Genomic DNA, 15,928 nt, shown 5'->3' with positions numbered 1-15,928 from the left:
ACTTAAGTTTACTCCCATACCGTCTTTTTTCAATATGGCAATGTTACTAATGGCTGTCAAAATGTTAAACGCTATAAAACAATTCCATTTTCCCTGCACAGCTCTCTGGCCGTGTCTACGGAATCTACGCCTACAGCATTCTTAATCGGAGCGAATTCCCGGTCTCTCTCCACCTCATAGGAAAGGCAATTGTCCACATGATGAATCATGTCCAGCACCAAGGTTTCATATTTATAGCCGTTGGGCTTATCGGGCGAAACAGTTTTTCCCGATTTATCTATATATGGTATCTTCTTCTCCACCACGTGAAGGGGAAGCTTGTCCTCCGTGGTGACATCCAGATCCTTTACCCGGAAAAGGTAGTTCAATATAACGCCAAAGTTATAGGCAGGTTCCCCGCGTTCGTCTTTGGCTTCCTTCATCGCCTCGGTAAGCTCATAATATTCCACGATGGAGGGTCTTCCATCCTCAAGACACAAGGTGCCGACACGCTCGTCCGGCGTCTTCTTCTTCACCACCTTGGCTCCCGAAACACATCCGTTAGCGATTACGGCACCTACGAAGCAGGGATCCGCAATACGCTGGAGTACGTTGTCCACCGCAAATACGTTCAGCCATTCGATGCCGTTCTTTTTCACGGTATCCACCAGCCCCCATTTGCTCATCGATGTGAACCAGCCTCCATTTCCGTTGGGAGAGGTGGAAATCTTCCCCATTTCTTCCATGTATACTTTGCCTTCATAATCGGAAGCAGGCACCATCTCCTGCTTAAAAAAAGTCACGAAAGCTTTATTGTAACCGAAATATTCCTGCTCCTCAAAAAACTCCATAGTAATCTCATGGTTCTTATCGCTAGTCATGACAAACAAATGAATCCATGTCTCCGCATCTTTCACTACATCCAGAAGATTCTCGATGATCCTCTGAAAAATATAAACCGGACGAGTAATTCCTATGTCGAACATTCCCTTGGGAGAATCGGAACCCAACCGCGTTCCCATTCCTCCTGCCAGAAGCACCGCAGCAACTTTTCCCTTCTTAATTTCCTCCAGGCCGATGGCCGTATAGCGTTCACGGTTTTCTTCGATCTGCGAAATCTGCATGGCAATCAGAGGAGCAATCTCCCCCTTCTGATTCGTTGTATTGTTCTTGCAATATTTCAGCACCTTAAAATCGGTATTATCTATCTGTTCAAGCAGTGCCTCCTTCTCCGGCACCGTCAGTCTCTCATAGTAATCGAGCACGTGCAGCTGCCCGCACTTCTCCAGCTTTTCATACGCTTCCTTGTAATTCATTCAACAGTACTTCCTTTCTTCACGATTTATAAATTGGGACCGCACGCCTTCATAGTTATACTTCCCAAAACCGCTTTCTCCATTCATCCTCTTGAGCTTTAAAGCAGCCGGCTGCTTTAAGGCAGAATTGTTATGCAGTTCTCCAGCCCTTCGGCCGTATTATCTATAGATTTTTGCAGGAAATATTTGATTACAAACTTTGACATGATTATAACAAATTCTCTATATAGGCACAAGTCATTTGAGATTTAAGTTACACATGTGGCACATCCAAGGAATAGTATGTATTATAGGCTTCGGTTATCGACCGAAAAGAAACGAGGTTCATCCAAAATGAAAATATTATTTCTAGAAAGTCATCCTATGCTGATAAACGGATTGCCCAACGGTTTTCGGGAAGCCGGTTGTGAAGTTAAGATTTCAGGTCCGCTGACAAAGGAAAATATTCCTATGATGATAGAGGATTTCCATCCGGACCTGCTTTTTATGCTGGGATGGAGCACTGAAACCACTATAGAAAAGGCGAAATGGGTGCACTTTTATAGTGAAAACGCAAAAATCCCGCTGGTATATTGGGCGACAGAGGACCCTACTCATACCTACAGTTTTACCCTTCCTCTGCTTAAGGAGCTAAAGCCGGACTTCGTCTTTACAATCTGTAAGGGCAGAGTCATGTATTATCAAATGTTAGGTTTCAAAGCCGCTCACATGGACTTCGGATATTATTCGAAAGTACATTATAAGGCAGCACCTAATGAAAAATATAAATGCGATATCGCTGTGGTCGCTAACGCTTATCCTAACGTATTACATTTATATCCTCATCATTACCGCATCACATCCCTGAAAATTCTCATAGCTCCGTTGATTGCCGAAGGTATCCGGGTTGATTTCTGGGGAAGGAAATGGGCCGAAATGGCACATTTGCTAGGAAACGATATTCCTTCGGATTGTATACACGGCTATCTGAATTACACCCTTGCTAATCAGGTATACAGCTCTGCTTCTATTATGCTGGGCCTGCAGAACCAGCTTAATCAGGTCAGTCAGCGCACCTACGAAATTATGGGTTCCGGTGGAGTCCTGATAACCTCCGTCACACCTGAGGTAAACAGACTCTTTCAGTCGGGCCGGGATTTGCTGACCTCCGATTCACCGGAGCGGACACTTGAGCTGGTTAAGCATTACCTTAACGCTCCTGAAGAAAGAGAGAAAATCAGCAAACAGGCTCAGATTGCCGTAGAGCCGCATAGTTACCTTAATCGTGCAAAAGGGGCACTTCAGGCTTTGTCAGAACAAGAAATTATTTCCTTAGGGTAATTAAAAGAAAATACATTGTAGAAGATATTATCTTCTACCAATGTATTTTTTTAATTGGAGTGACACAACCCTTTTAAGAGATGACTCATTTCATCATAATTACGTATGGAGGACAAAACCACCAAGTAATCTCCCTGATAAATTTTTGTGCTGCCGTTTGGTACAATCTCCTCATTTCCCCTGCGCAAACTTACGATCAGAAGACCCGTCGGCCAGTTAATCTCCTTAATTTTTTTCCCTGCCGCAATGCAGCCAAGTTCTACAGGTACCTCCATTAATGCCCGGTCTTTATTCTGATTTCCCGTTTCTGCTTTCGTTTGACTTGCAATCCGGTCTAATAATACTTCATAAATAGGTGTCACATTTAATAAATCTGATGTAAAAAGCGCAATAAATGCCACAAGAGCAACCGGGAGCATCTGTACCAGAGAACCAGTCATTTCTGCCATTAGAAGAATACTTGTAATTGGTGCCTTAACCGAACTCGACATCGCCCCTGCCATCGCACAGACACATAGCACAGGAATATATACAGACGGCATTCCTGCCCAAACGGCAATTTGGCCTAATAAGCCACCAGTCAGCGCACCGATTGCCAAAATGGGAAGAAATATTCCACCCGGAATTCCGCTGCCAAAGCATATGCAGGTGAACGCAAGCTTAACCACAAGAAAAACCAGTAACATCAGTACATCTTCTTTTGCCCCTCTGGCAATCTGGATTAAATTTTGCCCGCCCCCAAGTACCTGCGGGAGTAGTAATCCACAGGGCAGAGCCGCCAAAAGTGCAAGCATCGGCCGGCTAAACGGCGGTATTTTTTCATAAAGTAAAGAAACGCTCAGCAGGCATTTATTCGTTAGTGAACCGATCATCCCCGATAACACACCCGCAATAAGCAGCCAGAAATAATATCGAAGAGGCATCTGAGGAACATCAAGAAAATCCAGTACAGGGTACAGCCCAAAGAAGAGGTTCGAAACAAAATCCGCAGTTAAAGCAGCAGTTGTTGCGGCTGCAAAGATATAGGGAGAAAAGCTTCGATGGACCTCTTCCAGTGTGAATATAATGCCTGACAGGGGAGCGTTAAAAGCGGCAGAGAGTCCCGCCGCCGCACCTGCAGTAATCAAATAGTTTTTTTCAACCTTGTTCTTACCGGCCACCTTGGAAAGTGCCTGCGCACCACATGCTCCAATCTGTATGGATGGTCCCTCCCGTCCTAAGGACACGCCAAAAAACGAAGCAACAAGACCCGCGGTAAAACGTACCAGCAAAATTGAATACCATTTCATCTTCATCCCAAGCAACACAATTCCTTCAACCTGAGGAATGCCGCTGCCTTTAGAATAGGGCTCCAGGGTAATGAGCTTATGTATGATCAAAGATATCAGAACAGTCCCCAACAGCCAAGGAAAGATATACACCGGTTGTTTGCCCAAAAAGCTATAAGCTTGCAATGCTTTTTCCGTACCCAGTTCGATTCCATATCGATATAGGGAAACCAAAACACCTGAAACCAGACCAACCAACACTCCTTTATAGGTAAGACTCCATTTCAAATTGTTCAGCTGCGATAGTAATTTATAGACCTTTGACTTTTCCACTGTTATGCCTCCAAATAAAACTTTCTAAATAAAACCCGCCTTATTATACGCCGTTTATTTATTGTATTCAAGTTTTACAAGTAATTAATTCTCTATAATTTATTTTGCCGGGCAATTAGTGGAGGCAATAATAATTATATTTATTTAAGAATTTCTATAAACATCTTGATGTTTATAGTTTTATATAGTATTATCCTATATAAAAGGAGGTGTTGAATTGCTCGACAAAACTAATGGGGGGTTTCTTATTAGCAAAATCAAACAAATCCAAGGGCGTATTTTTGAGAAATTACTCATTGAACATGGCATTAATCAATTTAACGGCGCTCAGGGACGGATTCTTTTTGTCTTATGGGAAGAAGATAATATTCCAATAAAGCAGCTGGCAGATAGAACCGGACTTGCTAAAACAACTTTGACGAGTATGCTCGACAGATTGGAATCATCCGGACATATTCAACGGGTATATGATCCATCTGACCGAAGAACAGTCAAAATAAAGCTGACTGAAACCACTCTGAATCTAAAAAAGCAATATGATGAGGTGTCCGTTAAAATGAGTGAAATTTTCTACAAAGGATTTGATGATGAAGAAATTATTTCCTTTGAGAAAAGTCTTAACAAGATACTAAACAATATAACAAAATGGGAGTGATAACATGGAAGAAAAAATCAAATCAGAAATTTATCAATTACGTAATAATGCACAAGTCGCATACATAGGGTCTGTCAACGATAACGGCTTTCCACAAATAAAAGGCATGCTCGTCCTTGAACACAGCAGTATAAAAACTCATTATTTTTCTACTAATACAAGTTCAAAACGTGTTAAACAATTTCTCAGTGATCCAAAATCATCCGTATATTATTGTGATGATACGATAAATAAATATAAAGGTATATTATTTACCGGAACAATGGAGGTATGTACTGATCACGATATAAAAGCCTTTTTATGGAGAGATGGATTTGAAATATATTATCCGAAAGGCATCGATGACGAAGACTATTGCGTTCTTAAATTTACCGCTGAGACAGTAAACTATTATCATGGCTTAAATAATACAACCCTATCAATAGAAGAATTCTAATCTGATTTTATAAAAAGAAAGAGGTGATTTATATGGATTTTTATAATGTAATAAATAAACGGCGGACTATACGGGACTTTAGCAACGAATCAATCGATATGGAAACTCTCTATAAGATTATTGATGCCGGAATGAAAGCACCCACAAACGATCACATGAGGGATTGGCATTTTGTGGTTATAACCGACAAAACCGTTATCGAAAAATTAATAAAGAAAATTCCCAAAAAAATATCTGATAAACGTCTGGATTTTATTATGAAATCATGGAAAGTAAATGACGACTGTCAAAGAAAAATGTACAATAATGGAATACCGAAGCAATATCAAATGTTATTAAATGCCGGTTGTGTACTGATACCCCTATTTAAACAAAAGAATGATTTATTAAAGCCAAAGAATTTGTCTTCTCTTAATGCCTTCGCATCCATATGGTGTTGTATCGAAAATATTTTTCTGGCGGCTACGGCAGAAGAGTATGCATGCACATTACGTATTCCTTTGGGAGATGAGCTGGAATATGTAAGAAGTGTCTTATCTTTTCCGGCTGAATATATGATGCCTTGTTATATAGGTATTGGAAAGCCGTCGGAAGACGCAGTATATAATATTCAAAAGGAATATTCTCTGGATAACAGAATTCATATGAATATATGGTGATAAACCATTTTTTGCTCAAACAATTCCAATATCTTCCTATATCTTTTCCGGAATTACTGCACACACTAATTCTGAGGTGATAACATGGCATCCTATGTATCCCCGGAACTCCGGGAAAAATTTGAAACATTGTCTATTGATTTAAAAAATAATATCCTGAGACGTAATGTAAGACTGAATTCCATTTACGACTTAATTGACGTTCTCGAAGTAATTTCAAAAGAGGCAGGAGAATGAATCTCCTGCCTTTGTAACTGCTAATCACTATTTCGCATAATATAATACAAATCCTCTCAGGACCCTCATTATGACTATTTATACCGTAAATGCCGGAGATACTGTGAATTCTATTGCTTCTGCCTTTGGAGTTACCGCCGATTCCATCATATATAGCAATCAGCTCGCCTCCCCTTACCGCCTTGCTGTAGGTCAGGCCCTTTTACTTAACACGGGGGAAAATACTTCTGACAAAAGATTTATCTACACGAACGGCTACGCTTACCCCTTCATCAACAGCTTTAACCTGACAGAAACACTGCCATATCTCACTGATCTATCCATATTTTCCTATGGCTTCACAACCACAGGCGAACTGGTTCCCCCTCCTATAGACGATACATGGATGATTGCGCTCGCCAAGGAGGCAGGTACTGCTCCTATCCTTACGCTAACCCCTTTCGGCCAGGACGGCTTGTTCAACAATCATCTGATCACCGTGGTAGTAAGCGATATGGCAGTACAGCAGAATCTTATCGACCAGCTCCTGGCGATAATTTCCCAAAAAGGGTTCGAAGGCGTTGATATCGATTTCGAATATATTCTGGCGGAGGACAGAGTTCCCTTTGCAGAGTTCGTTGCCAATGTACGTGCCGCTGTGAACGCCGTAGGCTATCCCGTCTCCGTAGCCCTCGCACCCAAGACTTCCGACGACCAGCCGGGACTGCTTTATGGAGGAAAGGATTACGGGCTTTTGGGAGCGGCTGCGGACAGCGTACTCCTTATGACATATGAATGGGGCTATACCTACGGGCCTCCCATGGCCGTGGCCCCGCTCAATAGGGTGCGGGAGGTGGTAGATTATGCCATCACGAGGATCCCGATCGAGAAAATCAATCTGGGAATCCCTAATTACGGCTACGATTGGACCCTCCCCTTCGAGCGAGGGGTAACGAGGGCGCGCACCATCAGCAACACAGAAGCCGTACAGATCGCTATCGAGAATAACGTCCCCATCCAGTTCGATCAGGTAGCCATGTCGCCCTTCTTCACTTATGAAAGTGAAGGCTTATCCCACGAGGTCTGGTTCGAGGATGTACGCAGCATGAACGCGAAATTCTCCCTCGTTCAGGAATATATGCTGCGGGGCGTGGGCTATTGGACAGTTATGAACCTGTTCCGGGCTAATTGGCTGCTGCTGGCAGATACCTTTAATATCATTAAAAAATAACCGCTTTATCTTTTATCAATACCCACATATGTTCTTTCAGTCATAACAGTCTTGTAGGCGGGGCGGATGATTTTATCCACATTGATGAGCTCTTCCAGACGGTGTGCACTCCAGCCTACAATTCTCGCCATAGCGAATATGGGCGTATATAATTCCAACGGAATATCCAGCATGCTGTATACAAAACCGCTGTAGAAGTCCACATTGGCGCTTACGCCCTTGTAAATGTTGCGCTTTTCGCCGATTACCTCCGGTGCAAGGCGCTCTATCATAGAGTAAAGCTTGAAATCCTCATCTCTCTTCTTATCTGCCGCAAGCCTTTCAACAAAGTTCTTGAATATCGTCGCTCTCGGATCCGAAATGGAGTATACCGCGTGTCCCATGCCATAAATCAAGCCGCTTTTATCAAACACCTCTTTGTTCAGCATACGGGCAAGGTAATCCTTCACTGCTTCCTCATCATCTAAGTCCTTAACGTTTTTCTTGATGTTCGCCATCATCTCCACTACCTTAATGTTCGCCCCGCCATGCTTAGGCCCCTTCAGGGAAGAAAGAGCCGCTGCGATAACAGAATAAGTGTCGGAGCCGGAAGATGTAACCACTCTTGTGGTGAAGGTAGAGTTGTTGCCGCCGCCGTGTTCCATATGGAGAACAAGTGCAATATCCAGAACCCTCGCCTCCAATTCGCTGTATTTCTTATCCGGGCGCAGCATTCTCAGTATATTTTCAGCAGTGGATAAATTTGCATCCGGCCTATGTATATAAAAGCTATCGTCGCATTCATAGTGATTATATGCATGATATCCATAAACTGAAAGCATAGGGAAAACGCTGATCAGGCTCATACTCTGGCGAAGCACGTTCTCGATGCTCAGATCCGAAGCCTGCTTATCATAAGATGCCAGCGCCAGCACACTCTTGGTAAGAGAATTCATTATATCCTTACTAGATGCTTTCATAATAACATCCCTCGTAAAATTCGTCGGCAAGGTACACATCAGCGACAGATTCTCCTTGAACTCGTCAAGCTGTCCCTTATCCGGAAGGCTTCCGAACAAAAGAAGATAAGCGATTTCCTCAAATCCATATCTTTTGCTGTGTTCAAAGCCCTTCACCAATTCGATAATATCGTAGCCTCGATACAGAAGACGCCCCTCACAAGGCAATCTCTTTCCGTCCACGATTTCCTGAGATTTTATCAAAGAAATATTTGTAAGACCCGCAAGAACGCCTTCGCCATTTTTATCCCTCAATCCTCGTTTCACGCCGTACTCGTCGAACAAGGTGCTTCCTATATTACCGTTTTCAATACATACCTTGCTGTATTTTGCGGTATAATTATCAATTTGCTCTTTCTTGCTGTTTCTCATAGTCTTTCTCCTTTTCTATTTCCTAAAAAGTTCCCAGTTCCTCATTAATATTGTGTGCAATTTTCCTTCCTACCTGTAGCATCACCTTCTTTTCTTCCTCTGTGACATCCTTATAAATAATGTCCGCAAGGCCTTTTCTCAGCTTCTCCAGTTCCTCACAGACCGGCTCCGCGTCCTTCGTAAGCTCCAGATGAATGCACCTTCTGTCCTGCTCATCCGCCTTCCCCGTCAAATAACCACGTTCCGTCAAATGCTCGATGGCGTGGGAAATATGGGCCTTTGAAAAAAACTTATTCTCCGCGATATCCCTCGCCGTATCATATCTTCCATTTCGCAGGAAGAGCAGGATTTCTATTTCTATCTTGTGCAATCCATACTTTTCCGTAATGAGGTTGCTCATTTTCTCATAAAGCTTTTTAAACTGCTGACCGTTTAACAACGTCTCAAAATCGTTATTCACAATTGCTTCCTCTCATGATGACCGCTCCAAAAATTTTGCCGACAACAGGCAAACTGCTCTTAAACAAATCTTTTTGCATAAATAGTTTACAAAAGAACAGTTCACTTATAAACAATTTTCACATATATACTTTTATCTGTCAATATTTTTTTATGGAAGAACTAAAAAAGGAGGGCACCAAAGCACGAATTCATATCGTACCTTGGTACCCTCTTCTATCACAATTCAATTTATACTCAATACTTGTGTTTGTCTACTGTTTTCAATCTGCTCATAGCTCGGGACAAAGCAGCCTGCGTATGGTAATATTCGCGAAGGCTCTGCTTCTGGCGCAAGTTCTCCATCGCTCTCTCTTCTGCCTCTCTGGCTCGCGCGATATCAATATCCTCCGGCCGCTCCACCGTCTGTACAAGAAGAGTAGCACGATTATTTATTATTTTAAAAAATCCGATCCCCACCAAAGCTTCTATTTCGGTTCCATCCTCAAGCTTAATCCGGATTTCGCCTTCCTTTACGGCAATTACCATGTTCTCATGGTGTGCCTGAATTCCTACCAGACCATCAAGAGAAGGAATAATGAGAGACGCACAGTGCCCATCAAAAAAAGTCTTGTCCGCAGCCATTACTATTAAGCTATATGTCTCCATATCAACACCTCTCTCTTATTTATGCCATAGATGCTGCTTTTTCTTTTACCTCGCCGATGTTTCCGACGTTGAAAAATGCGTTTTCCGGGTACTCATCCATCTCACCGTCAAGAATAGCCTGAAAGCCTTTGATGGTCTCCGCAACCGGCACATACTTTCCGGATATACCCGTAAAATTTTCAGCTACGTGGAAAGGCTGTGATAAAAATTTCTGCACCTTTCTGGCACGGTATACTGTTACCTTATCCTCCTCGGATAATTCCTCCATGCCGAGAATAGCGATAATATCCTGAAGCTCCTTATATTTCTGAAGCATTTCCTGCACGCGCCTCGCTGTCTCGTAATGTTCCTGTCCGACTACATCTGCCTCCAAAATACGGGAAGTGGATTCCAGCGGATCTACCGCCGGATATATACCCTGCTCTACGATTTTTCTGGAAAGAACCGTGGTTGCATCCAGATGGGAGAAGGTCGTAGCAGGCGCCGGGTCAGTCAAATCATCCGCCGGCACGTATACCGCCTGAACGGAAGTAACCGAACCTTTTTTTGTAGAAGCGATACGTTCCTGCAATTCACCCATTTCCGTTGCAAGGGTCGGCTGATAGCCTACCGCAGACGGCATTCTCCCTAATAATGCCGAAACCTCTGAACCCGCCTGTGTAAAACGGAATATATTATCGATAAATAAAAGCACGTCCTTGCCAACCTCGTCGCGGAAATATTCAGCCATGGTAAGTCCCACCTCACCTACGCGCATACGCGCTCCGGGGGGCTCATTCATCTGTCCGAACACCAAAGCCGTCTTTTCCAAGACTCCTGATTCCTTCATCTCCGTCCACAAATCGTTCCCTTCTCTGGAACGCTCACCAACACCTGTGAAAATGGAATATCCTCCGTGCTCTGTGGCGATGTTGCGGATTAATTCCTGAATAAGTACCGTCTTACCTACGCCGGCACCGCCGAAAAGTCCGATCTTACCGCCCTTTGCATAAGGCGTCAACAGGTCGATAACCTTAATTCCGGTCTCCAGGATTTCCACTGCCGGGCTCTGATCCGCGAATGCCGGAGGATCCCGATGGATAACCCATTTTTCTTCGCCTTCCAAAGATGCGCCGTCGTCCAAAGTTTCTCCCAGCACATTAAAAAGGCGTCCCAAGGTTTTTTCTCCTACCGGCACCTTGATTCCGCTTCCCGTGGCTGTTACTTCCATATCTCTGCTAAGTCCTTCGCTGGAAGCAAGCATGATGCAGCGCACCGTATTATTTCCGATATGCTGTGCCACTTCCATGACGCAGCGCTTCTCTCCATTTTTTACTTCCAAGGCATCTTTGATACAGGGCAGGTCATTGTCTTCAAATTCCACATCCACAACGGGGCCCATTACCTGAACTATTTTTCCTTGTTTCATATGCTCCGACTCCTAACTTGACTTCTTTTTCTTCTGGGCTTTCGCGCCGCTGATTACTTCAGTGATTTGCTGCGTAATCACCGCCTGCCTTGCTCTATTATACATGATATCGAGTTCCCATAACATTTTCTCCGCATTATCCACAGCTGCTTCCATCGCCATCATCCGGGAATTCTCCTCACTGCAGAAGGATTCTACCAGCGCTCCGTAAACGAAACCCACAAAATAATCCACCGCAATATGGTTCACCACCGCACAAGCATTTGGCTTCAGCGCCAATTCTTCCATGTGTACCCCGGCAGGAGGTATTATATGAAAATCCGATTTTTTCAAGGGAAGCAGCTTCACAGTTTCAGCTTCCGCCTGCATGAAATTCGCCATCTTCGTATAGGTAATGTACACTTCATCCAGCCTGCCCTCTTTGTACATATCAAGAATAATTTCCGCAATTCTTCTTGCCCTTCCAAGGGTAGGGTTCTGAACAGTATATTGAAATTCTTCTTCGATGTCCATTTTCCTGCGTTTAAAATACTGGCGCCCTACTTCTCCTACAACAAACAATACCGGATTCTCACAGCTTTTAAGATGTTCATCCACCAATTTTAAGATGTTGTGATTATAAGCCCCAACCAAACCTTTATCGGCGGTTATTACGATATATCCAACCTTTTTTTCATCCCGGCTCTTCTGCTCATCCTGCTCGAAATAAATGTTCTTCACATCCGGAATGTGGCGGAGTATCTGGCTCATAGTATTTTGCAGAGTAAAGAAATAAGGCTCCGTCGCTTCCAGATTCTTTTTTGCTTTCTTAAGCTTCGAAGAAGAAATCATATACATCGCGTTGGTAATCTTCATCGTATCCTGTATACTTTTCTTCCTGACTTGAATTTCTTTTATACTTGCCATTCTCTATCACCTGCTCTTATATTCCTTGGCCGCCTCCATAATCTGCTCTATCAACTCATCCGTTAAGGCTTTCTTTTCTTCGATTTCAAAACCTATCTTAGGAAATTTCCTATCTATGAATTCCAGTATTCCCTTCTGATATTCCTTTATCTTCTTTACCTCTACCGAATCAAAAATACGATTGTTGGCCAGGCAAAGCGTCATTACCTGCTCATGCAAGGAGAGCGGGTGCGCCAGGGGCTGCTTCAACAGCTCCATCAACACCTTACCGTGCTGGAGCTGACGCTTCGTATTATCGTCCAAATCAGAACTGAACTGGGTAAACACTTCCATTTCCCTGTACTGTGCCAAATCGATACGAATACTTCCCGACGCCTTTTTCATCGCCTTCGTCTGTGCGGCACCGCCTACACGGGATACGGACAATCCTACGTTTACCGCCGGTCTCATACCTGCGAAGAACAAATCGCTTTCCAGAAAAATCTGCCCGTCGGTAATGGAAATAACGTTTGTAGGAATATAGGAGGATACGTCTCCTGCCTGTGTCTCTACGATAGGAAGAGCTGTGATGGAACCGCCACCCAATTCATCGTTCAAACGGCTGGAACGCTCCAATAATCTGGAATGAAGGTAGAATACGTCCCCCGGGTATGCCTCACGTCCGGGCGGACGCTCCAGTAAAAGGGACAGCGCACGGTATGCCACTGCGTGCTTGGATAGATCGTCGTAAACCATGAGCACGTCTTTTCCCTGATACATAAAATACTCGCCCAATGCCGTTCCGGCATAAGGAGCGATATATTGCAGTGAAGCCGGTTCACTGGCTGTAGAAACAAGCACGATCGTATAATCCAAAGCGCCGTGGTGTTCCAGTGTGGAAACCAGTTTTGCCACGCTGGATGCCTTCTGGCCGATGGCTACGTAAATACAGATAACTCCTTTCCCCCTTTGGTTGATAATCGTATCCAAAGCAATGGAAGTCTTTCCGGTCTGTCTGTCTCCGATAATCAGCTCTCTTTGTCCGCGTCCAATAGGAAACATGGAGTCAATGGACAAGATTCCCGTCTCCAAGGGAGTATTTACGGATCTACGCTGAGTAATTCCCGGGGCTTCTTCTTCTATCGGTCTGTAATCCTTGGCGGGAATCTCTCCCTTTCCATCTACCGGCTCGCCCAGCGCATTGATGATTCTTCCGATATAACCTTCTCCCACGGGGATGCCTGCTTTTTTTTTCGTTCTTATTACTTTGGTACCCTCTTTTATTCCAGTATCGCTGCCAAAGAGAATACATCCGATTTCATTTCTTCGAATGTCCTGCACCATACCCTTGATACCATTATCAAATATAACAATCTCACCATACATGGCATGGTCTATACCATATATGGTAGCAATTCCATCTCCTACCCAGATAACAGAACCAACTTCCTGCTCTTCGGCATCCCAGTTGTAATTTTCAACCTCTTCTTTTAAAATAGAAATAATGTCTGCTGCACTGATCGCACTCACAGCGTTCACCTCCCAGTTATTTTTTTCTCCAATTGATGCAGACGCCCTTCATAGCTGAAGTCAAATTCTATCCCGTCCGCTTTCAACAGATAGCCGCCAAGAAGAGATTCGTCCTTCTCTTCCGCCAACAATACTTCTTCACAAGAAAACTTCTCCTTTAGAAATTGTACTATCCGTTCTTTCTCCGTTTTCTCGAGAGGATTTACATAATATATTTGTCCATGCAAGATTCCATGCTGCTTCTCATAATGCTCGCGATAGGCAATAAATGCGTTCATAAGTTGACCAATCCGTCCATATTTGCATAAAAGCTTTAAAAAAACGGACATTTTTCCATCGAAGATCCGATCGATCACCGCATATTTCTTTTTCCGTAAAATAGTAGGGTTCTGCAGGATATTAAGCAGCTTGGGCTCTTCTTCAAACAATTTTGCAGTCCGCTCTACCTCTTCTTTCGGTATGGAAAGCTCGTACAACACCTTCCCATAATTATTGGCTGTTTGCGTCATTTATCTCACCCGACTTTAATATTTTTCTCGCAGCCATCAAAGCAAGGCCGGCAATCTGACTTTCTGCTTCCCGTCTTGCTCTCTCCTGCTGGTTATCGATTTCCTTCTTCGCTCTTTCCATGAGCCTGTCGGATTCGGCCTTGGCTTCTTCCATAATCTGAGCCTTTTCTTCCAGCGCCTGCTCCTTTGCCTGCAACACAATTTCTTCGGCTTCTCTTTCTGCCGAATCCATCTTCGTTTCGTATCGCTCTTTTAATTCCATGGCCTGCTCTTGATTTTTCTTTGCATCGCCCAATTGTCCCTGAATCAACTGCTCACGTTTTTCGATAATTCCCATTACGGGCTTTACCAAAAATTTTTTCATAAGCCAGTATAATACAAACACATTTATAATAGTAAATACAATATTCCAAAAGTTTATATTCAGCATATTGCCTTCCGCCTTTCTCATATTAATGAGTAAAAAACACTCATCTGAGTAAAAAACACTCATCTGGAAACGCTCCAGACAGTATACTTACTTCAATAACAGAACAATTAACAATGCAATAACGAAACCGTAAATAGCTGTCGCCTCTGCAAGTGCACAGCCGATAAGCAATGTGGTTCTGATCTTGGCATCTGCTTCAGGCTGTCTGGCAATAGCGTCTGCTGCCTTTCCGGTTGCGAGACTGATACCGATACCTGCACCAAGACCTGTAAAAACTGCGATCGCTGCTCCAATAGCTACTAATATTGTTGAATCCATAATAAATACTCCTTTTCACTTTGTAATTTTATTTTTATTAATCTTCTACAGCTTCTCCGACAAACAGAGAAGTCAGAAACACGAAAACATACGCCTGAATCAAACCGTCGAAAATATCGAAGTACAAGCTGAATGCAACTGGCACAACAGCCGGTACGATCAGTTTGATCAGCCCCATTACTACGAAAGATCCCAACACATTACCAAAAAGCCGCATGCAAAGGGATAATGGCCGTATAAATACTTCCAAAATATTGATAGGAAGCATTATGGCAATAGGCTGGGCAAAGCTTTTTAAAAAGCCCTTCAGTCCTTTTTGCCTCAGACCTGCTATCTCAATCAGCATAATACTTATGAGCGCCAGTGCTATCGTTACATTCAAATCCTTTGTCGGAGGCTTAAAACCAAACAATCCTATTAAATCTGCCATGCCGATATACAGCGCTGCAGTAATCAAATACGGAATGTATTTCCTCCCACGGTGTCCAACACACCCCTCAACAAATCCATATAAACCTCCGATGGCCGTCTCCAACATCAATTGCTTTCGCCCTACATTTTCCACCTTCAGGTTCCGCACGAGTATAATCGAAGCCAACGTCAATACAGCCATAATTATCCAAGTGACCACCACCGACTCCAAAACGGGAATTCCACCGAAAAGGGGAATCGTAAATACGACCTCGCAATTCAGTTCTCCCAGTAAGGACTCAACGAAAGCATCCATGCTCCTCACATCCTTTCCTTCTCCGTACATTCTTCATCATTAATACACGGTTACAACATTTCCAACCATTATAGCACAGCATTGTAGATAACCGCCACCATTTGTACGAAATCCAACGTAATCTTTTGTGTAATCGATGTCATTCTATTACTTGCTTTTTGCTTTGTCAATTATTCGTTAATCCAAGCTGCAATCTCTTAACATTTTCTTAACTTTGTTAAAATTTATTAA

18 protein-coding genes are annotated in these 15,928 nt (G+C 43.3%); 6 read left to right on the top strand and 12 right to left on the bottom strand.

The window, feature by feature from the left end:
- Window positions 1–71: 71 nt before the first annotated feature.
- Entirely contained in the window at window positions 72–1,295 is a 1,224-nt protein-coding gene (locus tag V6984_RS02615; protein WP_342758260.1) for a UDPGP type 1 family protein, read from the bottom strand.
- A 333-nt stretch (window positions 1,296–1,628) separates the two neighbouring features.
- Between V6984_RS02615 and V6984_RS02610 the strand changes: the two genes are divergently transcribed.
- Complete coding sequence (locus V6984_RS02610; RefSeq protein ID WP_342758259.1) at window positions 1,629–2,615, top strand: CgeB family protein; 987 nt, start codon at window positions 1,629–1,631, stop codon at window positions 2,613–2,615.
- Between the two features lie 50 nt (window positions 2,616–2,665).
- Here the strand turns inward: V6984_RS02610 and V6984_RS02605 are convergent, their stop codons facing one another.
- The gene (locus V6984_RS02605) at window positions 2,666–4,216 is read right to left on the bottom strand and encodes a ClC family H(+)/Cl(-) exchange transporter (RefSeq protein WP_342758258.1); all 1,551 of its coding nucleotides are present in this window, start codon (window positions 4,214–4,216) and stop codon (window positions 2,666–2,668) included.
- 217 nt (window positions 4,217–4,433) lie between these two features.
- Here V6984_RS02605 and V6984_RS02600 point away from each other — a divergent pair, with 217 nt between their 5' ends.
- From V6984_RS02600 to V6984_RS02580, 5 genes are all read left to right on the top strand, one after another.
- Window positions 4,434–4,871, top strand: coding sequence for a MarR family transcriptional regulator (locus V6984_RS02600; protein ID WP_342758257.1), 438 nt, complete (start codon window positions 4,434–4,436; stop codon window positions 4,869–4,871).
- A gap of 4 nt (window positions 4,872–4,875) precedes the next feature.
- Window positions 4,876–5,307, top strand: a complete 432-nt coding sequence (locus V6984_RS02595) for a pyridoxamine 5'-phosphate oxidase family protein (protein WP_342758256.1) — start codon at window positions 4,876–4,878, stop codon at window positions 5,305–5,307.
- A gap of 32 nt (window positions 5,308–5,339) precedes the next feature.
- On the top strand, window positions 5,340–5,966 hold the full coding sequence (locus V6984_RS02590) for a nitroreductase family protein (protein WP_342758255.1): 627 nt from the start codon (window positions 5,340–5,342) through the stop codon (window positions 5,964–5,966).
- A gap of 84 nt (window positions 5,967–6,050) precedes the next feature.
- A complete protein-coding gene (locus V6984_RS02585) occupies window positions 6,051–6,203 on the top strand; it encodes a molecular chaperone GroEL (protein WP_342758254.1) in 153 nt (50 codons plus the stop codon).
- Window positions 6,204–6,273: 70 nt separating this feature from the next.
- On the top strand, window positions 6,274–7,413 hold the full coding sequence (locus tag V6984_RS02580; protein WP_342758253.1) for a glycosyl hydrolase family 18 protein: 1,140 nt from the start codon (window positions 6,274–6,276) through the stop codon (window positions 7,411–7,413).
- A gap of 5 nt (window positions 7,414–7,418) precedes the next feature.
- On the opposite strand, the gene V6984_RS02575 is transcribed toward V6984_RS02580, so the two are convergent.
- The 10 genes from V6984_RS02575 to V6984_RS02530 all read right to left on the bottom strand — a co-directional run bounded on the left by V6984_RS02575 (window position 7,419) and on the right by V6984_RS02530 (window position 15,697).
- On the bottom strand, window positions 7,419–8,783 hold the full coding sequence (locus V6984_RS02575; RefSeq protein WP_342758252.1) for a citrate/2-methylcitrate synthase: 1,365 nt from the start codon (window positions 8,781–8,783) through the stop codon (window positions 7,419–7,421).
- Window positions 8,784–8,805: 22 nt separating this feature from the next.
- Window positions 8,806–9,243 (bottom strand): MarR family winged helix-turn-helix transcriptional regulator, encoded by a 438-nt coding sequence (locus V6984_RS02570; RefSeq protein WP_342758251.1) that lies wholly within the window; start codon window positions 9,241–9,243, stop codon window positions 8,806–8,808.
- 236 nt (window positions 9,244–9,479) lie between these two features.
- Window positions 9,480–9,890, bottom strand: coding sequence for an ATP synthase F1 subunit epsilon (atpC, locus tag V6984_RS02565; RefSeq protein WP_342758250.1), 411 nt, complete (start codon window positions 9,888–9,890; stop codon window positions 9,480–9,482).
- A 19-nt stretch (window positions 9,891–9,909) separates the two neighbouring features.
- Window positions 9,910–11,298, bottom strand: a complete 1,389-nt coding sequence (gene atpD, locus V6984_RS02560; protein ID WP_342758249.1) for a F0F1 ATP synthase subunit beta — start codon at window positions 11,296–11,298, stop codon at window positions 9,910–9,912.
- A gap of 12 nt (window positions 11,299–11,310) precedes the next feature.
- Entirely contained in the window at window positions 11,311–12,204 is an 894-nt protein-coding gene (gene atpG / locus V6984_RS02555) for an ATP synthase F1 subunit gamma (RefSeq protein WP_342758248.1), read from the bottom strand.
- Window positions 12,205–12,210: 6 nt separating this feature from the next.
- The gene (gene atpA, locus V6984_RS02550; protein WP_342758247.1) at window positions 12,211–13,713 is read right to left on the bottom strand and encodes a F0F1 ATP synthase subunit alpha; all 1,503 of its coding nucleotides are present in this window, start codon (window positions 13,711–13,713) and stop codon (window positions 12,211–12,213) included.
- A gap of 5 nt (window positions 13,714–13,718) precedes the next feature.
- Window positions 13,719–14,222, bottom strand: a complete 504-nt coding sequence (gene atpH, locus V6984_RS02545; protein WP_342758246.1) for an ATP synthase F1 subunit delta — start codon at window positions 14,220–14,222, stop codon at window positions 13,719–13,721.
- The gene (gene atpF, locus V6984_RS02540; protein WP_342758245.1) at window positions 14,203–14,652 is read right to left on the bottom strand and encodes a F0F1 ATP synthase subunit B; all 450 of its coding nucleotides are present in this window, start codon (window positions 14,650–14,652) and stop codon (window positions 14,203–14,205) included. The genes atpH and atpF overlap by 20 nt, the downstream gene beginning before the upstream one ends.
- Window positions 14,653–14,739: 87 nt before the next feature.
- The gene (gene atpE, locus V6984_RS02535; protein WP_342758244.1) at window positions 14,740–14,970 is read right to left on the bottom strand and encodes an ATP synthase F0 subunit C; all 231 of its coding nucleotides are present in this window, start codon (window positions 14,968–14,970) and stop codon (window positions 14,740–14,742) included.
- A 37-nt stretch (window positions 14,971–15,007) separates the two neighbouring features.
- Entirely contained in the window at window positions 15,008–15,697 is a 690-nt protein-coding gene (locus V6984_RS02530; RefSeq protein ID WP_342759929.1) for a F0F1 ATP synthase subunit A, read from the bottom strand.
- Window positions 15,698–15,928 lie beyond the last annotated feature (231 nt).

Origin of the sequence: Kineothrix sp. IPX-CK, assembly GCF_039134705.1 — a bacterium.
Lineage (GTDB): Bacteria > Bacillota > Clostridia > Lachnospirales > Lachnospiraceae > Kineothrix > Kineothrix sedimenti.
This window is presented reverse-complemented; position numbering and strand designations above follow the sequence as displayed.